We start from the raw sequence: 23,660 nt of genomic DNA, 5'->3' as shown, positions 1-23,660 counted from the left end.
TACTCCGCGAAAAAATTGCAGTCAGGAAGAGAGGGGCTTGATCAGGCCGCCGCCGGTATGATTTCGATCAGTGGTTCGATATCAATGTTATCAGCTTCCTCCTGCGTGAGACCCTCAAATGCCTTGAGTATCGGCATGCCGAGTTTGATAATCGTGCCATCGGGCAGGATGTTATCAAGGTAGCGCCCGTCCTTACCATCGAACACGATGAATAACTCCGCCCCTTCGTCGCTCCATGGGGTGTGGTCATTTCCCTCTTCCTCCCAGGCACATTCACCTGTGACGAAGCTGCCTTCATCGTAGGCCCAGCTGCCACTTATCGTATACGCAACTGCGCGGCAGTCGTGAACGTGTCTCGGCATGCGGCTACCGGGATCAAAACGAATTTTTACCACAACGCGGTCCATAACCTCGTCCGCTTTGAGTACTTTGATACTGACGCCCTCCGCGCCCGGTAACGGGATGCGCAACCATTCCTGGTTGGCATCGCGGATAATACTCATGGATTCACTGTGCATGGTTCTCTCCTGTAAATGATGCTGTGTAATGTTCAATCGTCAAAAGCAGTGCAGAAGGCCCGTGTTACGGGCGTGAGTCTAGAATCGGTAGCGAACCTGAACCGCCACTGAGCGGGGCCGTTCGGGGATGGCAAAATAGGAATTACTGTTCGCCACAGGCACGTCGTTTTTCCAGACGTGGGTGGTTTCATCGCTAAGATTCTTGCCCAGAAGTGCAACACTCCATTGATCGTCATTTCCGGAGAGAGCAATGCGCGCATTCCATCGGGTGTAACTGTCATGTTGCGTATTTGGATCCAGGTCTAATGCGGAGTAGTAATCATCGCTGTAGTTCATGTCGACGCTGGTCATGATCTGCAAGCCGTTCGATAAGGGGTACACGTACTGGAGGCTGAGATTGCTGCTCCATTTCGGAGCGAACAGAAGGTCGTCGCCGCCTAGGTCCTGGCCGCCGGGATCATTGGCGTTCACGATGTTGTCGCCGCCATTGTTCAGGCAACCCGGATTGTTTGCTGGGTCCGTGACTTGCGGGATGGTACAGGTCGCTCCTGTGAAGTTTTCGTAGTGTGCATCCAGATAGGCAAGCGCACCGCTGAGTGTCAGATTGTCCGTGAGTGCCCAGCGACCGTCCAACTCCACGCCCTGAATGCGAGCCTCGCCAGCATTGCCCACCACGAACACGTCCCCTTCCAGTGAACTGGTTTGTAGATCGTCATAATCTGAGCGGAATATTGCTGCGTTCAATTCCGCTGCACCATCGAGCAACGTCATCTTTGCGCCGATTTCATAGGCGGTCACGGTTTCCGGATCATACTCGAGCACACTGGAGTCTGCACCGGGGATGGTTTGCCCGTTGGGTTCGCCGGTAATAATGTCATCCGACAATCTGACGACATCACCCTCGCTGGAATAGGCCTCATCGTATCCGCCACTTTTAAAGCCAGTGCTCACACTGACATAGAGCATAGCGTTTTCGGTTGCGTCCCACTGTGTATTGGCAGACCAGGTCCATTTGTCCGCGTCCTGGCTAAGGCCTTGCCAGTTGTGACTGCGCAGGTCACTGATGATTGCACCGGACGCCGGGTTTGCGCGGACGATGAGATCAGGTGCGCCCAATGAAGTGCCCCTTGCGCCGACCGGACTGGTGACGCTTTTGTCGAGTGTCTTTTTCTCATAGTTGTAACGCAGGCCACCGGTGACTCTAACGGTCTCGGTGAGGCTGTACGTTAACTGGGCGAAGGCCGCGTAAGTATCGGTATCCTGATCGAATTCTGTCGGTATGATGCCCGCCTCCGGTAGTGTGATCAGAGCAGCGCTGGCTAGTGGGCCCTGCAGCGCAAAATCGATTGCCGGGCTGGTGCGGGAAATATCCAGATTGGAATGTTCGTAGTACACGCCCGCTATCCAGTCCAGCGTCTCACCGCCGGGAGAGACCAGGCGCAGCTCCTGGCTCCACTGGTCAAATTTCTCGTGCTGGGTTCTGTGTATCGCAGCCGTCGCACTTCGATCGGCGTTCAACTGACGTTTGAGATCATAGGAGGAATAGGCTGAGATTGACGTCAGTGTGGCGAAGTCTATGTCCCAGTTGGCGGTAATGGCACCTACATCGGTGCGCACATCCTTGGTGTCCGCGAGGTCAGCGGCCGCTTTGTCCTGATCATCAACAATGGGAAAGACATCTTCGCCCCGGAAGTTTAACGGTTGATCCGATTGGTAGACAACGGAGGGAAGGTCGTTGCTTTGAAAGTCACCGTACTCATACTTTGCCAGTACTTCCAGGTTGTCGTTGATATCAAAAAGGAGCTGACCGCGGCCGTACCAGTTGTCACTGTTGGGGCCCTGTTGTTGTAAGTACTGGTTGTCCCACCAGCCATCCATGCCGTCGTAGCGCACGGCGAGTCGTCCGGCAACCTTTTCAGATATCTCTCCATTGAGCACGACAGTATAGATTTGCTCATTCGCATCATCGGAATACAGCGCGTCTACCATCCCCTCATTGTCAAACGTGGGCTTGTTGGTAGTGATGTTGATGGCGCCACCGATTGTGTTCTTGCCGAACAGGATACCCTGCGGCCCCTTCAACACTTCTACGCGTTGCAGGTCCATTGTCAGTGGCACTGCCGCCAGCGCACCGCGCCCGGAATACACGCCATCAATGTACATCCCCACCGATTGCTCGAAACCGGCATTGGTGCCTGAGCCGACACCGCGGATAAAGAGGTTGGGTTGCGCCTGCCCCTGATTGATATTGACATTGGGTATGTAGAGCGACAATTCCTCCAGATTGGTAATGCCGTTGTCCATCACCTTTTCGCCGCTCATCGCCGACACAGAGATAGGTACATCCTGCAGACTCTCCACGCGTTTCTGGGCCGTTACCATCACTTCTTCAAGCATGGGTTGGGCAAATGACGCTATGGGCGTGATGGCCAGGGCCAGGGCTGTAGTCTGGAATCGTAGTGGCTGGGAATCTCTCATTTTCATAATCCGTTTCCTTTGTTTTGTTATGGAAATCGTTCAGTGCTAGCTCGCTGATGGGCTGCTACTGCGCCTCTGTTGCACGGACAGAGTGAGTGAGCAACCTGCAAAGCGCGTCACTCGACAACAGTGAAACGAAAATTTATCGTACCAGCGCATACAAATATTGATCTTTAAGGACAGTTTTTGCATTCAATCTGCCCGTAAGCTCCCCCCAAAAAGGTCATGAATTGGCCGCCTATCCCAAAAACGGGCTTCTTTAGGACGACCGGGGTGAAGCAATTTGCCGCCCGCACAGGTGGCAGTGCGTTTTTGTTTCAGCGTGGAATGCAAAATCCACATTTTCTGCACAATTGAAAAACAATACGTTGTTATATTGCGTCTACTTCTGATGCTTACACTATAAATAATTTTTGTGGAGAAACGCTCTATGATGACAACATTGCGCTTGGCGCGAAGGGGGAGTCTTAAGTATTCAGGGGCGAGGACGCTACCGCTTTCCTTGGCGTGTGGCCTGATTATCGCCAGCACCATTGCGCAGGCCGATTTCGGCTCCAAGCATGTCGAGCAGCACAAGCGCGACTCCGGTAAAAGTGTGAATAAGCAACGCGTCAGTCCGTTTGACTTTTCCAGCATTGCCGACACAGTAGGCATTTTGAACAGTGGTTCTGTAGAACAGCACCTGGGCGCACATGTAGATCAGGCGCTGCTGGAAGCCATGCCGCCATTGGAGGCATTCGAATACGCTTTTGAGCAGGGCGACGAGCTTTTTGAGATCAACTACAACGCGCTGGACGGCGTCGGAGTAAATGTAGGTAATGGCAAACGCTTCTCTACGCTTCCGCGCCCGGATCTCAAGGGGCCCATGGCCTGGGCCAGTGTTGAGCCCATGAGGTTTACCGGGCCCAACGGAGATTCATGCATTAGCTGCCACAACCAGCCTGTCGCCGACGGCGGTGGGGGAGTGAGTGACAATGTCATACGCATTGATCCAGAGCGGCGCCAGACCGGGTTGATAGAACGGCAATCTCCTCATTTGTTTGGCATGGGAGCGGTACAGTTACTTGCAGAGGAAATGACTACGGAGCTGCAGGCGCAGCTAGCGTCGGCGCGAGCTCAAAGCTGTGCGTCAGGGATCCGAGTCAGCCAGACTTTAACTACCAAGAGTATCAACTTTGGCGTTATTGAAGTCAGTTGCAAGAGTACCAAATATCGCGAGTTGGAGCGAATTGACAGGGATTTGGTGATAAAGCCGTTCGAGTGGAAAGGCTTGACGGCGTTTGTGCGGGATTTCGTGAGGGGCGCATCCCACCAGGAGCTTGGCATGCAGGCTACGGAACTGGTCGGTCACGCAGACAGTGATTTCGATGGCGTAGCCGACGAGTTATCCGTAGGCGATATGACGGCGCTAGCGATCTACAATGCCGCACAACCGCGTCCGGTGACTCTGCTCGAGCTGGATCAGTACGCCTGGACCCTGAGTGAGGAAGAGCTGGATCAGTACGGCCTGCCGCTGGCAAGTAGTGACATTCAAAGTATAGAGAATGGCGAAGTTCTGTTCGAGTCTTCGGGTTGTGAGTCCTGCCATAGCGCCGCGCTGACGATTTCCAATCCAGTGTTTTCAGAACCCTCGACGCACCCCGAGTACCGGGATAGTGTCTTCCCCGCTGGCAGTCAGCTGAGCCTGCCCGCTGTCGCGCTCTACTTTGATATCACCGCCGATATTCCGGACAACCCGCAGCTGTTGGAATCCGGTCAGACTCTGGGGCAGTTCGAACGCACTGAAGCCGGAGGTGCTATTGTCCGTTTATACGGTGATCTTAAGCGGCACAACATGGGCTCGGCCCTGGCCGAGGAAATTGATGAGGGCAATGTTGGTTCCGCCGTTTTTCTGACGGAAAACCTGTGGGGTGTGGGTTCAACTGCCCCCTACCTGCACGATGGCAGAGCAACGACACTTGCTGAGGCAATCCTGCTCCACGGGGGAGAGGCGAGTGTCAGCAGGAACCAGTTTGCAGCGCTGAGTTCGGGTGAGCAAAGCGATTTGATCGCATTTCTCGACAATCTTGTTCTCTACCTCGCGCCCTAGCAATGCCATCAAGTCTCATGGGAAATTGTGATGTTGGCTCAGGCTACTCGAGTTTGTAGCCAATACCATAGACTGAGTGCAAGAGTGAGTGCCCGGTACCCGCGCTCGTAAGCTTCCTGCGCAAGTTCTTCACATGGCTGTCGATAGTGCGGTAACTGACGATCCGGCCATCGGTATAACTCCTGTCCATCAACAGGTCACGGGAGAGCACATGGCCCGGATGCGTGATCATGGCCTGCAACATGCGAAATTCGACGGGAGTGAGCTTAACAGGCTGTCCCTCAACCTCGCATAGGAAATTTTGTGGGCACAGAATCACATTGCGATAGCTCACCACTTCGCAGTTGTATTCCCCCGCTGATCTGTTCGAATATTCCCGCATACTAATATCCCTTTCGGTTGTCCAATGCCTGCAGTCTGGAGCGAGAGAAAGTAGTGAGTTAGCAGAAAATGTGGAGAACCTGAGGAGAATGTACTCAGGACAGCTTCATTTGAGGCCGCGAATTAGCTCACTTCCCCTGCGGCGGGCGGCACCTCGTTGTTATGCACCTGGCTCGCCTGACGCCGCTTTATATCCCTGCATGGAATTGCTGACCAGGCGGGATACCGAAAGGCACAAAGCTGAAATTCTCAGAATGAGAATTCGTAAACTGTCCTTAAAGATCAATATTTGTATTCTGGGGTGAGATAAATTCCTTGGTCGATTTGGTGCAGCGAGGTGCCCTGTGATGCACCCCGGTAGCCGTGGATGTTCAATATTCCGATAACAACTCAACACGATAAGAGGGTTTTATGCTCCGTATTACTATTATCGCTAGCATGCTTGCCACGCTTTTAGTCGGCTGCAGCGGGGACCGTTCTCTGTCAGAGAAAGCCAATAGCTGGAGTAGCGGGGACGGCAAACAAGCCAACACACAATTGCAGCCAGTAATGGATCTTCTCGACCTTTCAAGCCCCGCCGCCAACCCGGATCGCAATGCCTATTTTGGCGACTTGCACGTACACACGGAGTACTCTTTTGATGCCTACTCCTTCGGCACCACCGCCACTCCCTACGATGCCTACCGCTATGCCAGAGGTGAGACCATCGTGCACCCCAGTGGTTTTGAGATACAGTTGCGCGAGCCGCTCGATTTCTACGCTGTGACGGATCACGCTATGTTTTTAGGGGTGGTCAAGGAGGCGGCGGACACCAGCACCGAATTTTCCAAATACCCGGTTGCAGAGCCCATGCATAACTTGAATGCGCCTGACAATCTGGGCATTCTAAGTTTTCCACTGCGCGTTGGAGGGTTCGGGAATTTCATCCGGGACACGTTGGCGGGAATACAGGATGGCACGATTGACGAGGAGTTAGCGACCGACATCACCCGCCGTGCATGGCTGGATACTATCGATGCCGCCGAGCAGTTCAACGACCCCGGGAAATTTACTACCTTTGTTGCCTACGAATACACCTCCACCTCGGATGACCGTGGCAATCTGCACCGCAATGTTATTTTTCGAGATAGCGATAATCTACCGGCAGTGCCTTTTTCCAAATTCAACTCCCAAAACCCGGAGGGTCTGTGGGATTGGATGGACAAAATGCGGGCACAAGGTATAGAAAGTCTTGCCATCCCGCATAACTCGAATGCTTCCAACGGCCAGATGTTCAAGTTAGAAGACTGGGCAGGCAACCCATTGGATGAAGCCTATGCACAGCAGCGCAGGCGCAATGAGCCGCTGGTTGAGATTACCCAGGTCAAGGGGACCTCTGAGACTCACCCCTTGCTTTCCCCCAACGATGAGTGGGCTGATTTTGAGATTTATAATTTGCGTGTGGGCACGACTTTAACCAGTCAGCCCGATGGCAGCTACGTGCGTCAGGCGCTTAAGAATGGCCTTGCGATAAATGCACGGGGTGTCACCAATCCTTTTCAATTCGGCTTTGTAGCAGGAAGTGATAGCCATGTCGCGGCCAACACCGACGATGAATCCACTTACTTCTCCAAGGCGGGCATTTTTGACGGTAAACCTGACGGCCGTGGCTCGGTGCCCGTCTCACTGTTATACGGCGCTATTTTGCGCGTGATGTCACCCGGTAATCTTAAAGAGATCGATGGGCGCGAATATTTGAACGGAAGCGGCTTCGAAACATGGAGCGCCTCGGGTGTGGCTGGGGTTTGGGCTGAGGAGAACACCCGAGAGGCGATCTACGAGGCCTTTCGCCGCAAGGAGACCTTCGCTACAACTGGCCCGCGAATAAAAGTGCGCTTGTTCGCTGGAACGACATTTGACGAAAGCATCGTTGAAGATGGACAGATGATCTCCAGGGCCTATGCACTGGGCGTTCCTATGGGCGGAGAACTGATAACGGATGGAGCCACCCCCGGCTTTATTGTACTGGCGTCTGGCGATCCGCGCGGTACACCGCTGCAGCGGATGCAGGTGATCAAGGGCTATGTCAAAGACGGCGAGGCGGTAGAAAAAATATATGACGTTGCCTGTTCCGACGGCCTTGTGCCTGACCCAGATACTCATCGGTGCCCCGACAATGGAGCGAAGGTCAATCTGGCCGATTGCTCAATCACAGAGGGCGTAGGGGATTCACAGATGCTGACGCTCTGGAAAGACCCGGATTACGAGCCCGAGGTGGAAGCCTTTTACTATGCGCGGGTATTGGAAAATCCCACCTGTCGCTGGTCAACCTGGGATGCCATCAGAGAGGGGGTGGAGCCCCGCCCGGATTTGAAAAAGACCATACAGGAGCGGGCCTGGAGTTCACCGATCTGGGTGAAAGGCTGATCGTAGCTCATGTTGTGCCTGTCCGTTTGCGGTATGTAGCCCTGCCATAGCATTTTTAGGCTCGCCTGGTGAGCACAGAACTGGCCAGCCCTTGATGTTTGGGGACAGCTATTTGATACTTGAAAAATCGATCAAACGGTGAGGCATTCCTCATGACAGCCTTGGTGAGAGTGTCTGGCCTCAGTGGTTACAGCAGCCTGATAGAGTCGCTGGGCGGGGATCCACAGCAATTGAGCAAAGATTGCGGGATTGATTTACAGGTTACACGTTTTGAAGATGCCCTGGTCCCCTATCGTCAAATAATCCACTTGATGGAGCACAGCGCAACCCAGTTGAAGGTGCCAGACCTGGGGTTGCGGCTGGCTGCGGTTCAGGATGTTGGAATACTTGGCCCGCTGGCTGTTGCGATACAGAACGCGCCTACCGTGGAGCGTGCCATACGCTGTGCAGCGGATTTTATTTTCATCCAGAGCTCTGCGTTACGGCTGGATTTCGACAAGCAGGGGAATCAGACCCGCCTCGCAATACGGATACATCTGAACAATATGACGCATGCGGGCATGCGGCAGGTCGAGGATTTGGCTATCGGCTTGATTCACCAGGTGCTCCATATGGCGGCGGGCGACGACTATACCCTGCTGAAAGTTGAACTCCCCCACGAGCCCTTGTGTCCACCAGCTGTTTATGAGCAGTATTTTGGTGCCCCGGTGACGTTCTCGAAATCAGATAATGCGGTCTTCATCGATTCCAAAACGCTGGATACACAGATGGCTGAGCGCAGCGCACAGCTGTATCAGGCTGCGATAGACTATCTGAACGTACAACAACCAGCTCCCGATGGCCGTGTGGCTGAACGTGTCGAAACAGCGGTCCGCCGAACGCTGGGTACCGATAGCTGCAACCGCAAGGATATTGCTCAGGCGATGGGGCTGCATCCGCGAACGCTGCACCGCAGGCTGGCGCGAGAGGGCGTTACTTTTGACCAGATTCGAGACGGGGTTTGCCGTGAGATGGTGGAGTATTACCTGTGCAATACCAGTGCCCCGCTGGCGCAGGTGGCGGCCATTCTTGGCTACGCAGAACAGGCTGTGCTCTCTCGAAATTGTCGGCGCTGGTTCGGACAGCCCCCGCGAGAGTATCGCAACGCACATTCAGGCTGAGTGGCTGCAGCTGTTTGCGCATCGGTAGGACATTTTTGTCCCCAAAGATCAATACTCTGGTGATGTCATGCGATAGATTTCCCCATTAATCTGTCGTCGAATAATCGCTGGAAAAAGCGCAAAAAAGTGCAGGTGAACCGGCATCTCGTACGTGGTTGCTAGGCTGCTAATAATTATTCAAGCAAAGTGGAGATTACCCCCCATGATGAAGAATCTGTTGCAGAGTTTTGTGCTGACAATTGGTGTCTTGTTTTTGTCTCCTGGCTTACAAGCCGCAGAAAAACCCAATATTCTGGTGATCTGGGGCGACGATATTGGAATCTGGAATATCAGCCGCTACAGCCTTGCACAAATGGGATATCAGACCCCGGCCATTGACCGTATCGCCAACGAGGGCGTGGTGTTTACGGACTATTACGGCGAGCAGAGTTGCACTGCAGGTCGGTCGGCGTTTATTACGGGACAGCACCCGGTGCGTACCGGGTTGACCAAAGTCGGTATTCCGGGGTCCACTCTGGGCTTGCAGGCGGAAGACCCGACTCTGGCGGAATTATTGAAACCGCACGGCTATGTCAGCGGCCAGTTTGGCAAGAATCATTTGGGCGATCGCGATGAATTCCTGCCGACAAACCATGGGTTCGATGAGTTCTTTGGAAACCTGTACCACCTGAACGCCGAGGAGATGCCGGAAGACCCGGATTATCCGAAGTTTCCCGGTTATCGCGAAAAATTTGGTCCACGCGGCGTCATCCACAGCTATGCCGATGGGAAAATTGAGGACAGCGGGCCCCTGACGCGCAAGCGCATGGAAACAGTGGATGAGGAGTTTCTGGCGGCATCACTGAAATTCATCGACAAGGCACACGAGCAGGGCAAACCCTTTTTTGTCTGGTTTAACTCAACTCGAATGCACTACTACACCCATGTTAAGCCCGAGCAGTTAGGTGCCAGCGGACAGGGCTTCTACAACGATGCCATGGTTGAGCACGACGGCCATGTGGGCACCCTGCTGGCGAAACTCGACGAGCTGGGAATAGCGGACAACACCATCGTTTTCTATTCCACAGATAATGGCCCGCACTTTAACCAGTGGCCCGATGCAGCTATCACGCCTTATCGAGGTGAGAAAAATACCAACTGGGAAGGTGGTTACCGAGTGCCCGCGATGGTGCGTTGGCCCGGTCATATAAAACCCGGCGGCATTAGTAACCAGATAATGTCACACCTCGATTGGGTGCCCACGCTGATGGCTGCCGTTGGTGACAATGAGATTAAAGAGGAATTGAAAAAGGGCAAGCGCATAGGTGACACGGAATTCAAGGTGCATCTGGATGGCTACAATTTCCTGCCCTTTCTGGTCGGCGAGCAGCCTGTGGCACCACGGCGCGAGTTTTTCTATTTCAGTGATGACGGCCTGTTGACGGCGACTAGAGTAGGAGACTGGAAGTTTGTCTTTGCTGAGCAACGCGCGCACAAGTTTGATGTTTGGCGCGATCCTTTTGTCACTCTGAGAATTCCCAAGGTATTCAATCTGCGCCGCGATCCATTCGAGCGAGCAGATACCGACTCCAATAGTTACAACTTGTGGTGGGACAAGAAAATTGGCTCGGTGGGTATGTTGGGAATGGGGGCTGTCACACAGTTTGTTGCGACGTTCCAGCAGTTTCCGCCGCGACAGCGTCCGGGAACATTTACGGTGGACCAGATCACGGAAGCTTTGTACAGAAAGTAATAGCCAGCATACATAACCCAATATGCCCTTGAGGAGATGGCGATGAAGCGAGTTATAATTCCCGCGTGGAGCGTTAGTAAGTCTATAGTGATTGCGACATGTCTCGGTGCCGTCAGTACAGTTAGCAGTGCTGCCGCCAAAGACCCTGCCGCTCCCTCGCGAGCTCAAGCCTATTCGCCTTATGTAAACCTGGATTATCCGTCAGAGGTTCTTTTTGGCGATGTTCATGTGCACACCGGGCTCTCCGGCGATGCTGGCGGGAGTGGTACACGCCTGATGCCCAGCGATGCCTATCGTTTCGCGCGGGGCGAGCAACTGGTGTCGAATACGGGGCAGCCGGTGCGTATCAGCCAGCCCTATGATTTTTTGGCGGTTGCCGATCACACCGATGGTATGGGCGTCATTCGGGATATTCTGGCCGGGGCACCGAATATCATGGCCGACCCCTACGGCCGCGAGCTCAATGCTGCCTTCATTCAGGGTGGTGAGGCTGCGCGCAAGGCAACCATCGACATGATCGCAAAGTTTTCACAGGGCGAAATCAACGAGGCGCTGAACTACCAACCCGGAAACCCGGCGTATATGTCAACTTGGAAAACCATCGTAAAGGCGGCGGAGGATTACAACGAACCCGGCGAGTTTACAGCCCTCATTGGTTTTGAGTGGACGTCACTGGTGAAAGGCAACAACCTTCACAGGGTAGTGTTGATGCGTGATGGTGCAGACAAAGCCATCATGGTCGAACCCTATACCACGACACCGCCACTGGGGAGCCCCAACCCTCGGGATCTGTGGAAATGGATGGAAAACTGGGAGGCAGAGACGGGCGGCGAGATGCTTGCCATCCCCCATAACGGCAACCTGTCCAATGGATGGATGTTTCCAATGGTGGATAATTTCGATGACGATAATCCCCTCGATGAAACGTATCTGGCCTCCCGTGCGCGCTGGGAACCACTGGTGGAGGTTACCCAGGCGAAAGGTGATGGGGAGGCGCACCCACTGCTTTCACCAGAGGATGCGTTCGCCGATTTTGAAACCTGGGATATGGGTAATCTGGATGTCAGCGAAGCCAAGACGCCGGAAATGCTTCCCGGCGAGTACGCCCGCGCCGCGCTGAAACGTGGGTTGGAGCTTGACGCGGCCACAGGTATCAATCCCTACAAGTTCGGGATGATAGGTTCTACCGATACCCACACAGCGCTGTCCACGTCGGCTGAGAACAATTTTTTTGGCAAGAACGCGAATAGAGAGCCCAGGCCGGGACGGGATGTCGGTCTGGAGAAGTTCAATCCAGAGCTAGGGATCAAGCGCTTTTACTGGCAAACCTCCGCCTCCGGTGTGGTCGCTGTCTGGGCCAGGGAAAACACCCGCGGTGAAATTTTTGATGCGATGCAACGCAAAGAGACATACGCAACCACAGGGCCGCGTATTCGAGTCCGTTTCTTTGGCGGCTACGAATTTACCCAAGAGGATGCCCGCAATCGTGAACCCGCCACGTTGGGCTATGGCAAAGGTGTTCCGATGGGTGGGGATATTGGCCAGGCGCCTGATGACAAGGCGCCTACTTTTCTGGTAGCCGCAATGAAAGACCCTTTGAGTGGTAATCTCGACCGGATTCAAATCATCAAGGGTTGGCTGGATGCCGAGGGCCGTGCGCAAGAAAAAGTGTACGATGTCGTTTGGAGTGATCCGGCAACGCGTAAACCCGATGCTCAGGGCGACTTACCTGCAGTCGGCAATACTGTCGATGCCGGCACAGCCACCTGGATGAACACGATAGGTGATGGGGAACTTGTCGCAGTCTGGAAAGATCCCGATTTTGATCCATCCGCGAAAGCGTTCTACTACGCCAGGGTGCTTGAGATACCGACACCGCGATGGACGACATACGATGCAGCCAGGTTTTCTGAGGGTATTCCCGAGGGTGCGCCGGTCGCTATACAGGAGCGCGCATACACCTCACCGATCTGGTATGACCCGGCGTCGTAGGGTTAAGCTTATGGGCGTGCACAGGTGTAGCAAAGTCGACGGCTGCCGCTACTTTTGCTTGTCTAACCGGTCCATCAGGGCGGAGACTTCCGGTAGAGGGGGCTCGCTCAGCGGCGTCTCGCTGTAGACAAGGGGGTGCAGAACTGATCTGGCATCGTCCTCAAAGCCATTGTCAGCGAGCGCCGTGGCCAGGTGAATGCGGAACGTTACATTCTCGGGAGCAAGTGCCACGACTTCACGCAACATCTCTGTACCCTGGTCGCCCAGCCCGGTTTCTGCCAGTAGCCAACCGTATAGATGCTTGGCGTAGAGGTCCTCCGGGTCCAGTTCGTAGGCCTCCTGGGCGGTTTTCAGATCGCGTCTGTCGCCCAACTCGTGATACCCGCTTGCCAGTCTTACCAATACGGCGACATTTTCCGGTTCGTGCTGCGCCACCAGTTCATACTGTTTCACCGCACGATCGGTATCACCGCGGTGTGATAGCTCATCTGCCCACGCCAGTCGCGCAATACTATCGTCAGGCTTGGCGGCCAGCCAATCGGACATGACCTTTTCCGCCTTTTCTACATCGCCCGCTCTGGCTAGCGCTGTAAAGTAGCGCGAGAGCGTAACCGAATCGTTATTCAGTGCAAACGCTTTACTCAACAATTCGGATGCGGGCAGATACTTTCTCTTGTCCATCAGAATCTGTGCTTCCACCATATAGCCCATACCAGAGTCAGGGTGGCTTTGAGTGAACTGCTTGGCTAGTGCAATGGCTGCTTTGTCATCGCCCCTCAGGCGCTCCATCATCGCCAGTTTCAGCATTGCGCGAGGACTATTCGGCTCGACCGCCAATATCCGCTGCAAAGCGTCATACACCGCATCCTGGTTACCTTTGGCCTCCTGAGCGTCGACCACCTGCCACTTGGTGTTCAGGTCATCGGGGTTGGATATTTCCAATTCATCCAGTATTGCCAGGCCTTCGTCGATTTCGCCCCCCAGTATCTGTGCGCTGGCCAGCAGGTAGTTTCCTACCGGGTGATCGGGAACCAGTTTTACAATTTCCCGGCTGGTATTCAGCGCGCTGTCTGCTTTGCCCTGCTGCAGGTAGAGGTCAGCGAGGATAAGGCGCGGTTGCAGGATCTTTTTGTTGGCCGCACAGATGTCCTCCAGGCGTACGATCGCATCCTCATAATTACCTTCGCCCAGTGCGAGTTGTACCAGCCACAGTTGGGCTGTCGTATTATCGGGATCCTTTGCCAGCAGCTTGTTGATACGCTGTTTTGCCGCTTTGGGTTTACCATTGCTCATATCGATTCTTGCCAGTGCGAGCTCGGCCATGCTGAACTGCGGTGCAAGCGTCAATACGCGCTCATACAACTCTCCTGCGCCGACCAGGTCGCCCGATAGTTCCAGTACCGAGCCCTGAAGGTACAGCACTTGTGGGTCTTTCGGCCGCTCCTCCTGCAGCGCCGAGCTGATACCCAGCGCCTTGTCGTACTCACCGGCGCGCAACAGCGAGACGGTTAACATAATCTGGGTCTCTACTTTCTCCGGGGCATCCTCCACCAACTGGTCGAGCTTGGAGATACCTTCTTCAGTATCACCGCTGTTAATGTGCCCGAGCGCAACACGCGCAGCAGAGTTCACTGAGCCGAGCTTGAAAAACAGTGATTGATAACCCTTTGCGCGTTGCTCATCGCCGATGGCTGTGTAGGAACTGGCCAGAATGGCGGCAATCTCCGGGTCGCGACGGGACTGTTCAAGCAGCGGTTCCAGCAATTCAATCGCCTCCTTGTGCGAGCCCTGCTGATTCAATATGGCGGCCAGCTGCCGGCGTCCCAGTGCGCTGTCCGGTTTGTGGTGGTGAAACAGTTTCAGGTATTCCATAGCCTGCGCGTGATTGTCCATTTCGAAATAGACCTCACCCATCAGCAACAGACTCATGGCGTGGTCCGGTTCGTAGTCCAGTACCACTTTCAGTGCATCCAGCGCCTGCACATACTGCTCTGTCTGTTTGGCGTAGAGGGCGCGCACATAAGCGCTCATGGGGTCGTTGGGAAATTTCAATGCCAGTTGTGTTACGGGCTCACGGGCATCCTCAAGTTTATCGCTGGCAATGAGCGAACGGACCTGACCGGCGAGTGCAAATACGCTGTTGGGTCCGAGCTCTACGGCTTTTTCGAAGGCCGTGCGGGCCTCTTCCAGATTGCCTCCAGACAGTGCCAACTCGCCGCGCAGTATCCACGTCTCAGGTTGATCCAGCCCTGCCGCTAACACGCGCTTGATATCCTTGTCGGACAGGCCGACCAGATCCGCTCCCACTTCCGATTCGACCAGGCCCCGTTTGGCGTCATTGTTGTCGGGATTGCGGCGCAGTGCCTGCAGGAAGGCGGCCACCGCGTCCTCGCGCTGGCCCAGCTCAAGCAGCGCCTCCCCGCGTAATACCTCCCAAATGGCGGCGTCAGTATCCGAATCAATACGGCCCCAGTCCTCGTACAGTTCCAGCACACCCTGGTAGTTGCGCGCCAGCAATTTTGAGCGCGCCAGGGCCAGAACCAGATCCGGGCTGCGATAATTCAGATCGAACGCCTCCTGCATATAGTTCAGCGCGTCAGCTTTCTGGCTCATCTGCAGGTAGGTCTCGCCGAGAATCCAGCGTAATTCACCGTCGCCCGGGTTGTCCCGTAGCTCGTGCTTGAGCTCGGTCACCGCGGCGTCATAATCCTTTTCCGCCAAAAATTGCGTTGCCCTCGCGCGGTGGTCTTTCGGTACTAAGTGATAAATGCCTGCCGCGATAGCGGTGCCAGCAGCGGTGATTACAACCGCTAGCAGCCCCCGTTTCAGCACTTGGTAGTTCGGTGGTTCAGGCCAGTCCTGGGCACCGTCATACGGCACCCGCTCATCAGGTTTGACTTCGTTGAATTCTTTTCGCATAAATGATCAGGAGTCCAGAATATCCCGGCTTGCTGCGGGGAATGTAAGGTTGAGGACATCCTGTCAGGTGCTGTGGCTTTGCCTGTGTCATGGCGTTGCTTTCAGCGATTCTCCGCCAGCACGTTTTGCAGCGATGCCAGCAGTTGTTCTGTATTATCTTTTGGATCGAAGGTCGCGCTATCGACGTCAAGTACGCTCCTGAGTATTTCAATCGCGGTGGCTTTATTGCCCGACATCGCCTGGATCATTGCCTGGTGATAGGGCAGGTCGCGGCGTTTCTGGGACGCTTGCGCGCCGCGCTTGATTTGCTGCAGCGCTTCGCGTTGGTTTCCGGCGTTTGAATCCACCAGTGCCAGTACCTCAAGAACCTCTGCCTTGCCCGGTGTCACTATGCGATCGAGCTGTGCAAATTCTGGTGCGCTCCGCGTGTTCTCATCCCACAGGTGTTCAGCCAGGAAATTCAGTGCAATCGTATTTTGCGGCTGTTGCTTGACCACCTCCTTGAAGTGCAGAGTGGCATCCCATATTTGTCCTGCATCTGCCAATTGGGTGGCCAGTACCAGTCGTGCTTCTGCATCAGTGGGGTGGTTTACTATCCAGTCCTGTACGACTTGCTGCGCACCCGTATTGTTACCCGAGGCGTGGTAGTAGCTGGCCAGTTCCAGCATAGGTTGTGTGCCCGGTGCGCGTTCCAGCGCCTGCCTAGAAAGCGCAATGGCCTGTTCAGGCTTGCCGTCGCGCTGTGCTGCAATGGCCTGCAATCGCCATACGTCCGGTGCATCAGGTGCCAGTCGATTGAGGCGATTCAGGTAGTGGTTAAAACCTGGGGTATCACCTTCGAACGACGCCAGCCGGGCCAGCGACACCAGCGCAGGGGCGAACTTGTCATCGAGTTCTGCAGCGCGAGTCAGTTCCGCTGTGGCCAACTCGATGTCACCGGTACCGGCAGCAGCGGTTCCCAGCAAATGATGGACGAGTGCGCTGTCGGGTCTGGTTTTAACCAGCTTTTCCAGGTTATACATCGCCTTGCTGTAAAGCTGTTGAGCGATTTGCGATACCGCGGTGATGTACAGCGCTTCAGGCGATTGCCGTTTGGCTTCCGGTAGCATGGCCAGCAGGGCTGGAATCTTGCCGGGTTTGTTGTCCCACAGATAGTATCGCGCCAGCATCAGTCTGGGCTCTAGCGCCCCCGGGTGCACCTCGATGGCATATTCCAGCTGCGCCGCCATTTCTGCCTCATTTCCCGGCTCGGCGGCCAGCACCGCCTGATGCAATAACGTCGGCAGATGATCCGGTCTATCCGCCAACACCGCTTGATAGCGCGCGCGGCTGGCAGCGGTATTGCCCCGGCCCTGTTCAATCAACGCCAGTGCGTGGTTCGCAGCGTGGTCACCCGGTGACAGGGACAGTGCCTTTTTGAACGCCGCCTCAGCCTCTTCGACTTGCGCGTTCGCCAGATAGTTCTGTCCCAGCAGATTGTGTGCCTGTACGCTCTCGGGATGATGGTGTGCATTGTTCTGCGCTGCAACGATTGCACTGCTGTAATCCTCAATATGGTGCAGGTACTGTATGCGCAACAGCGCGGCTGGTTCGAGGGTGGGGTCCAGTGTCAATGCCGCTTCAAACTGCCGGTTGGCGGCCTCGCCCTGGCCCGCCGACAGCAGGCCAGCACCCAGTTTGAAATGGGCAGTGGCCGAGTCAGGCTCTATTTCCCGCACGGTTTCCAGTATTTTCAGCGCCTGCTGCTGTTTGCCGTCCTGCATCATTGCTTTCGCCATGAGGTTCAGTGACAGTGTGTCTGTCGGGTCAGCGTGCAGCACAGGGTGCAGGGTTTGTTGTGCATCTGCCGTCTGTCCGTTCGTGATATAGAGGCTCGCTAACAGGATACGGCCCGGTGCAAAATCAGGGTTGAGGCTGACCTGCCGCTCCGCCAGTCTCAATGCCTCTTCCTCATGCCCCTCTGCCAGATGGGCTCCGGCCAGATAGAAGAGAATAAGGGGGTACTGCTGGGCAGCGGGCCTGGCCAGCGTCAGCGCGATAATACTGTCTGCGTAGGCGCCGTTGTGGAAGTCCACAGAACCTTTCAGATAATTTGTCACCGCTGACTTGGGCGCTGCGACGAGCAGGAATTTGAGATCGGGAGCGACCTTGCGCATTTGCTGTTGGTGGAGGTTGAGCAGGCCGCGTTTGAGCCGGTATTCCCTGTTTCTGGGAGACAGCTTTATGGCAGTATTATACGCTTCAAGCGCTTCGGGCAGTTGTTGCTTCAGCGTCAGCAGGTCGCCTTTGTAACTCCAGGCATAGTGTTTCTCGGGTCGCTCTTTCAGGGCGCGATTGATCGCCGCCAAGGCGCCATCGGTATCGCCCGATGCGCCCAGGATCTGTGCTCGTGCCAGAGCGACCTCAATATTGCCGGGAAGCAGTTCTGCCGCTTTGTTGATATAGGTGTCGGCGGTCCAGACATCGCCCAGTTCCAGCAGAGCCTGCGCCTGTTGTATCTGCAGTCTGGCGGCAATCTTTGGCTCCAGACCGGCCGTGGAGAGCTCCATCGCCTGGGTCAGTTCGCCGTTGCGCAACAGTGCCTTGGCCAGTGATGGCAGAATCTCGTTGCGGTCCCAGCCCAGATCCCGGGCGCGCGTCAGCTCCTTGGCTGCTGCCATCATGTCGCCCGTTTTCAGGTAGGACATGCCCAGCATCCAGCGCGCTTTGGGGAGTGTCTCCTGCCGCTCGTTGGCAATACCCAGAGCCTGCTTCAGTTCGACTATTGTCTCGTCGTAGTGTCGCGCTTCGAAGTGCTGCTCTGCCTGGCCCATGTGCTGTGAGACGCTGTTGCTCTCGCACGCCGCCATCGCCACGACACAGCCTGCAAGCGCGAGCCGCATTAGGCATTGAACTGGTAAAAAACCTGCTTTATGCATAGCGTTTTCCGGAGTGTAACTCGCTTATTCTTAGATTGTGGAAAGCGGCATATGATCGGCTACCATAATCGGCTACGGAGAACAGTGTCAAGAATAATTGAGATGGAGAGCGGGGCGTTCCGTTGCGTAAACGGTGAGCCGGTGTGCAAGGGCAATTACCACGGTGGCAGGGCGCGCGAAGACTTACGGGATCGGCGCAATATAGGTCGCAGAAGCTGCAAAACTGTCAGCTTTTTTTACAATCGGCAAATTTTGAAATCGACACAAATGCATAGCCTACTGATGCATATACAGAAAAAAATTCTGGTATGAATGTTGCGTAATCCTAGTTGTAGCTATTAAAATGCGTACCACAAAATAATAATTCGATTCGGGAGTACATCTGATGCAAAACCAATCGGTAGTAAGCTCATCTCTGCAAACACATAGCTCCGGCCATTTGGTATCGCCCTGCGCTCAGTGGTTCAGGCGCTGTTGACCCCCCTTAAACTGTAAATCTGCCCCTGGTTCCAGACAGGGCGTGTGTACCTCCAACGTACTGCTGGAGGTGGCGATGATAGACAGGCAAGAGGTAGGCGATGATAGCGCGACACAAGTTTGATCGGACAATTGTGCCCGGTATGTTCCTTATGATGGCGGTTGCGGCGCAGGCTGCTGGTGCCGGAGATAACAATGCCCCAAGCGCAGCGGTTGATGCCAGTCTGGGCAATATAACGCGCCCGGTTGGCAACCTCAGCAGCTGTGTTGACCTGAAGGGGGACTGCAGTACGCTGATGGTCAATTACTACAGTGACTCTGTGGAATTCGCACTGTTCCAGCGTGGCAAGTACAGCGGGGCCGCCGCTAACGATCCGGTGGGCAATCAGGGCGCATTACCGGGAACGCAGTCCAGTAACAGTGAACTAGCGGCCTCTGATGGCCAGCAGAAGTTGCTGGGTATCGATTTCCTACGCGGTCTGCAGAAGAAGGACACGCAGGCTGCGGAGGGCACGCATGACTGGGCGTTCGCGGCGGCCAAATCGCTGAGCCACCAACATACGCATGACGTCGACTCTCACAGCAATTTTGTACCGAGCCATCTGGGGAGGGATCTGACCACGTTCTGGGACTTTGAGCATGTCTATCAATGGCAGGTGGATGTGAATATCCTCGACGCTGGTGCCAGCGATCTCTCACAGGTGGTTCTGAGCAATATCTACCTGTCGGCAAAGACGAACTCACGCAGTGATCCGCGTAATGTGGTTTGTGCGCTGACTAACCCCGACGGCTGCTGAATGCTTGTTGGCGCTGCTCCGGCGCCAGTTTGGAATCGTCCCCTCGCGCCTGCGAGTCAGGTGGGGGCGAGGCGCGCCAGCTGATTCAGTGCAAACCGCAACAAAGCTTGTATTTCTTGCCGCTGCCACAGGGGCAGGGGTCATTGCGGCCCGTTTTGGGAGCGCCGCGCACAAACGGTTCATCGTTGGCGGCTGAGGTAGGTAGCAGTGTAGGGTGATACTGGGGCGGCGCTCCGCCGGCGCGTTGTTCCAGCCAGTACCTGTGAATGCGTCGCGCAGCCGGCTCTATCTGGTGTTGCCAGAACTCAACTTCCTGTTGTTCCATCTCTTCGAGTTGCGCGAAGCCTTCATCCGTCGTGAACATCAGCATGGGCGCAAGGAAATCGTCAAAGGCCAGCGGCATCTCCGCCCAGCGCTCGGGGTGCATAGCGACAGCTTTCATATAGCCCTCGCACCACTCGTCGACGATGAGGTAGTGCTGGTCTCCTTCTACATGTTCCAGAAAGCAGGGCCCGAATTCCATGGGGGCCTCCATCAGCGTGGCGGCCGTGCTGTTCATGTGACGTATCAGCAGGCTGAAAATATGCTGGAATTCCTGCTCGCTTTCCCAGTCGGGCGATTGATCTTCGCCACCCCAGATCACCGGCAGCCATTGCGAGGGGGGTATCGCTTCCGGGCCACTGACCACAGCAGTGATAAACCCATCCAGCTCTGAGACACAGACAATTCCATCGTCGTTTTCCTGTGCGAGCAGAAATGCATCGAGTTCTTCATATTCCTCGTCGTTTAACGGGAGCGACAAGTCGGTGGGATCGTTCATGGGGTGACCTTTGTAGGCAGTCGAGCATTTTTACGCTACTGGATTGACCATGGTATGCGCTTGCGCAAAACCCTGTAAATACCTTTGCAACAATATGGTCGCGGGAGCGCATCATCTGCTAGCTAAAGTTGGCGGTTTTGGCTATGCGGGATACTTGCCGACAGTGACCCACAAAAATGCTTCTCCTCCTATGCTGTGGTAATCGGCTGAATCAATATTGAAACCAGCAAGTTCCAGATCGGCGTACAATGCTGCGGGTTCCTTGTGGCTGTAGTACAACTGCTGCCCCATAAACGTTTTGTAGCCATCAAACGTATTGGCCCCCGTGTACTCCTTCGTCGCATAGGTGAACAGCGCCTTCCCGTTCGGGCGTAGCCACGCGTGCATCTTCCGGAACAGGCCGCTGTGTTTTTCCGCCGGAAGATGAAACAGGCTGTAACTTGCGGTGATGGCATCAAACTGACCGACATCGAAGTCGACCTCGCTGATATCGGACCGAATCGTTTGCATTTGAGGGACATAACGGGCGGCCAGCTCAAGCATTTTCTCTGAGAAATCTACGCCGACGACCGACCAGCAATGATCCGTGAAATACCGCGCCACCGGTTCGCCGGCACCACAACCCAAGTCCAACAAGCGCCCTTGTCCCGTCAGTAGCTGCGCGTAAAAGGTTTCCAGAATGCCAGACATGTCGAAAAGCCCACGGTTCTCTTCGTAGGTTTCTGCGAACGAATCGTAAACGGCGCTGAGTTGTTTAGTCATTGTATGCCTCAGGAGGGGCGGCTAGGGCGTTAATACATTGGCCAGTATAGCGAAGCCTGCTTATGCCTGCTGACAACAATCGTCCCGACATGTGAGCCAGATCGCGACATCCTGCGTATGTACCCCAGAGAGTCCATTGGGGAATAAGGCGATGAAAAACTGGAGAGCAATTTTATGGGTATGGTTTGCGATGGGTGCGACGATGTCACACGCGATTGAAGAGCCTGCGTGGACACGGGTAACGGAAATCGATGATGTTGAAATACGTCAGTACGAGGCCGTCATCCAGGCCAGAACGCCGATTGGTAAAAGCGACAAGGCTACCGGCGGATTTCGCACTCTGGCGAACTATATTTTTGGCGGCAATGCGCGGGAACAGGAAATTGCGATGACGGCGCCAGTGGAAGAGCGGCTTGGCGACGAGGGCGCGTATATGGCGTTTACGATGCCATCGCAATACAGTCTGGACGAGCTTCCTGCACCTAATGGAGAAATGGTTACCCTTCACGAGGTGCCATCACGCACAGTGGCTGTCGTGAGCTTCTCAGGATGGGCGCGCGATGGGGTGGTGGAAGAGCAAAAACGTAGGTTGATGGAGACGCTGGAGGCAAATGGCTGGGCTGCGGTGGGTACGCCCTCGCTGAATCAATACAATCCGCCGTGGACGCTTTGGGGAAGGCGGAACGAGGTTATGGTGGAGGTCAGGAGCAATTGAGAATCGGGTCTAACTAACTCGCCGTTATTAATACCATGCGAATAGAATACCTGTAAGGACCGTGTAACCTGGGTGGTCTAACCCCGGCAGCAGGGGCGACCGGCCAGACGCGGAGCGCCCTTGCTGTATTGACTTGTTACATGGGTCTCGATAAAGCCCATTGAAGACGCAGTCCCGCTAAAGCAATAAACAAAAGCGGTAATACACCTGGGATTGGTACCTGGGTAGACTCTCTGTAAAACCAGGCTCCCACACCCGTGTAGCGCTGTTGGGCATATTGAAACTCTCTAATAGCAATCTGGTCGGGGGACGATGGCATTCTACTATCTAACAAGAGTGACCTAACCGCGAGGTTATGCTGGGGTGGCTCCAGTGTGGTGGACACAATGGCGCGAATATATCGAAAGTCGAATTCACCCGTACCTTCTGCCGTTGGTTCAAATCCAAGTACGTCGAAGAAATCTGTCGCCCACTGAGAATCACCCGGCAGCACTTCCAGTATTGCTCCATCAGTATGTATATAGGGCGTTGTCGCCTCGAACAGCGCGATTACGTCGTCTTGAGTTGCCCAGTTCCAGCCCTCAACACTATGGCCCCGCACACTGCCTGCACCACAAACGCCACCAGGACACACTGCATCAATTTCCGCCCAACTTACGGTATCGAAGTCCTCAGGCTGCAGCCACTCAACGCCATTGACGACAACCGGGGGCATCAGCTCGGCATGGGCCAAACCAATCCAAGTAGAAAGTAAAAGTGCTGATATCCATCTCATGGCATGATCTCCTTTAGAGGCATGTAACGCCTAGCGCAACCGCGACGAAACCGCGCAGCGGTTTTGACGTCCGGCCCCGATAGGGGCGCATTGCCGCGTTTTGTTATGTTTATAAACCACTCTCTAGCTCTGAAGCCCATTTGGAATACCGAGTCATGAGTGTTTCTTTGTACTCTTGATTTGTCACGAATATATCTGCGCCGCCATCATACGGAGCATACACGTTTCCATTGTTTGGGTTAAGAAAAACAATCCGTGATAGCTCATCATTGGCAACAGCCAAAATCACACTATCAAATTTTCCTGAATTCCAGGCGCCAACTTCGGCGGAATACAAGGTGGTATCAATGTCTTCATCTGCGAAGTCTCCGGTTTTTATTCCTTCGATCCCATGGAACGACTCGATGCAGTGCCAGTAAAGCAGCAGTCCGGATTCTAACCCAAGGACTTCTTGCGCAATCTCATTGTGCCTAGATAAAAGAATTGCTTCTTCTGACTTACTCTTTGGATATCTTTTCGATCCAGGAAGACTATGAATCCTGAACCATATCGCTGATTTTTGCTCACGGAGCTTCCACCCAAGCATCGGGATATCTTTGAAGTACTTGCTCCATGCGTCTTTAAACATAACAGTAAAGTATATGTTGTAGCTAAATGTAACCATTATGTCTACATCCAGCCATGTGTAGGCATATGTAGCCACAGGTGACTACTAGCCATG

16 protein-coding genes are annotated in these 23,660 nt (G+C 54.6%); 7 read left to right on the top strand and 9 right to left on the bottom strand.

Going from position 1 to position 23,660, the window contains the following annotated elements; all coding sequences use genetic code 11:
• Nucleotides 1–41: 41 nt before the first annotated feature.
• Entirely contained in the window at nucleotides 42–518 is a 477-nt protein-coding gene (locus tag AC0L6S_RS10075) for a cupin domain-containing protein (RefSeq protein ID WP_473428354.1), read from the bottom strand.
• Nucleotides 519–596: 78 nt separating this feature from the next.
• Complete coding sequence (locus tag AC0L6S_RS10070) at nucleotides 597–3,002, bottom strand: TonB-dependent receptor (RefSeq protein ID WP_473428353.1); 2,406 nt, start codon at nucleotides 3,000–3,002, stop codon at nucleotides 597–599.
• A gap of 424 nt (nucleotides 3,003–3,426) precedes the next feature.
• Here AC0L6S_RS10070 and AC0L6S_RS10065 point away from each other — a divergent pair, with 424 nt between their 5' ends.
• Nucleotides 3,427–5,085, top strand: a complete 1,659-nt coding sequence (locus tag AC0L6S_RS10065) for a di-heme oxidoredictase family protein (protein ID WP_473428352.1) — start codon at nucleotides 3,427–3,429, stop codon at nucleotides 5,083–5,085.
• Between the two features lie 43 nt (nucleotides 5,086–5,128).
• Here the strand turns inward: AC0L6S_RS10065 and AC0L6S_RS10060 are convergent, their stop codons facing one another.
• The gene (locus tag AC0L6S_RS10060; RefSeq protein ID WP_473428351.1) at nucleotides 5,129–5,467 is read right to left on the bottom strand and encodes a winged helix-turn-helix domain-containing protein; all 339 of its coding nucleotides are present in this window, start codon (nucleotides 5,465–5,467) and stop codon (nucleotides 5,129–5,131) included.
• Between the two features lie 410 nt (nucleotides 5,468–5,877).
• Here AC0L6S_RS10060 and AC0L6S_RS10055 point away from each other — a divergent pair, with 410 nt between their 5' ends.
• The 4 genes from AC0L6S_RS10055 to AC0L6S_RS10040 all read left to right on the top strand — a co-directional run bounded on the left by AC0L6S_RS10055 (nucleotide 5,878) and on the right by AC0L6S_RS10040 (nucleotide 12,756).
• A complete protein-coding gene (locus AC0L6S_RS10055) occupies nucleotides 5,878–7,872 on the top strand; it encodes a DUF3604 domain-containing protein (RefSeq protein ID WP_473428350.1) in 1,995 nt (664 codons plus the stop codon).
• A gap of 152 nt (nucleotides 7,873–8,024) precedes the next feature.
• Nucleotides 8,025–9,032, top strand: a complete 1,008-nt coding sequence (locus AC0L6S_RS10050) for an AraC family transcriptional regulator (RefSeq protein ID WP_473428349.1) — start codon at nucleotides 8,025–8,027, stop codon at nucleotides 9,030–9,032.
• Nucleotides 9,033–9,237: 205 nt separating this feature from the next.
• Complete coding sequence (locus tag AC0L6S_RS10045; RefSeq protein ID WP_473428581.1) at nucleotides 9,238–10,764, top strand: arylsulfatase; 1,527 nt, start codon at nucleotides 9,238–9,240, stop codon at nucleotides 10,762–10,764.
• Between the two features lie 42 nt (nucleotides 10,765–10,806).
• The gene (locus AC0L6S_RS10040; RefSeq protein ID WP_473428348.1) at nucleotides 10,807–12,756 is read left to right on the top strand and encodes a DUF3604 domain-containing protein; all 1,950 of its coding nucleotides are present in this window, start codon (nucleotides 10,807–10,809) and stop codon (nucleotides 12,754–12,756) included.
• 48 nt (nucleotides 12,757–12,804) lie between these two features.
• Here AC0L6S_RS10040 and prsT (AC0L6S_RS10035) read toward each other — a convergent pair whose 3' ends face one another.
• The gene (gene prsT, locus AC0L6S_RS10035) at nucleotides 12,805–15,675 is read right to left on the bottom strand and encodes an XrtA/PEP-CTERM system TPR-repeat protein PrsT (protein WP_473428347.1); all 2,871 of its coding nucleotides are present in this window, start codon (nucleotides 15,673–15,675) and stop codon (nucleotides 12,805–12,807) included.
• 101 nt (nucleotides 15,676–15,776) lie between these two features.
• Complete coding sequence (gene prsT, locus AC0L6S_RS10030; protein WP_473428346.1) at nucleotides 15,777–18,593, bottom strand: XrtA/PEP-CTERM system TPR-repeat protein PrsT; 2,817 nt, start codon at nucleotides 18,591–18,593, stop codon at nucleotides 15,777–15,779.
• Between the two features lie 578 nt (nucleotides 18,594–19,171).
• Between prsT (AC0L6S_RS10030) and AC0L6S_RS10025 the strand changes: the two genes are divergently transcribed.
• Nucleotides 19,172–19,867, top strand: a complete 696-nt coding sequence (locus AC0L6S_RS10025) for a hypothetical protein (RefSeq protein WP_473428345.1) — start codon at nucleotides 19,172–19,174, stop codon at nucleotides 19,865–19,867.
• Nucleotides 19,868–19,952: 85 nt separating this feature from the next.
• Here the strand turns inward: AC0L6S_RS10025 and AC0L6S_RS10020 are convergent, their stop codons facing one another.
• Together AC0L6S_RS10020 and AC0L6S_RS10015 are read right to left on the bottom strand one after the other, a co-directional pair.
• On the bottom strand, nucleotides 19,953–20,687 hold the full coding sequence (locus AC0L6S_RS10020; RefSeq protein ID WP_473428344.1) for a UPF0149 family protein: 735 nt from the start codon (nucleotides 20,685–20,687) through the stop codon (nucleotides 19,953–19,955).
• Between the two features lie 141 nt (nucleotides 20,688–20,828).
• Nucleotides 20,829–21,449, bottom strand: a complete 621-nt coding sequence (locus tag AC0L6S_RS10015; protein ID WP_473428343.1) for a class I SAM-dependent methyltransferase — start codon at nucleotides 21,447–21,449, stop codon at nucleotides 20,829–20,831.
• Nucleotides 21,450–21,600: 151 nt separating this feature from the next.
• On the opposite strand from AC0L6S_RS10015, the gene AC0L6S_RS10010 reads away from it, so the two are divergent.
• A complete protein-coding gene (locus tag AC0L6S_RS10010) occupies nucleotides 21,601–22,164 on the top strand; it encodes an SOUL family heme-binding protein (RefSeq protein ID WP_473428342.1) in 564 nt (187 codons plus the stop codon).
• 136 nt (nucleotides 22,165–22,300) lie between these two features.
• Here AC0L6S_RS10010 and AC0L6S_RS10005 read toward each other — a convergent pair whose 3' ends face one another.
• Together AC0L6S_RS10005 and AC0L6S_RS10000 are read right to left on the bottom strand one after the other, a co-directional pair.
• Complete coding sequence (locus tag AC0L6S_RS10005) at nucleotides 22,301–22,939, bottom strand: hypothetical protein (RefSeq protein ID WP_473428341.1); 639 nt, start codon at nucleotides 22,937–22,939, stop codon at nucleotides 22,301–22,303.
• 109 nt (nucleotides 22,940–23,048) lie between these two features.
• The gene (locus tag AC0L6S_RS10000; RefSeq protein WP_473428340.1) at nucleotides 23,049–23,642 is read right to left on the bottom strand and encodes a DUF3885 domain-containing protein; all 594 of its coding nucleotides are present in this window, start codon (nucleotides 23,640–23,642) and stop codon (nucleotides 23,049–23,051) included.
• Between the last annotated feature and the right edge of the window lie 18 nt (nucleotides 23,643–23,660).

It is taken from the genome of Halioglobus sp. D3-4 (assembly GCF_055809315.1).
The sequence above is the reverse complement of the archived record's forward strand: the minus strand, read 5'-3'. Positions and strand labels throughout refer to the sequence as shown.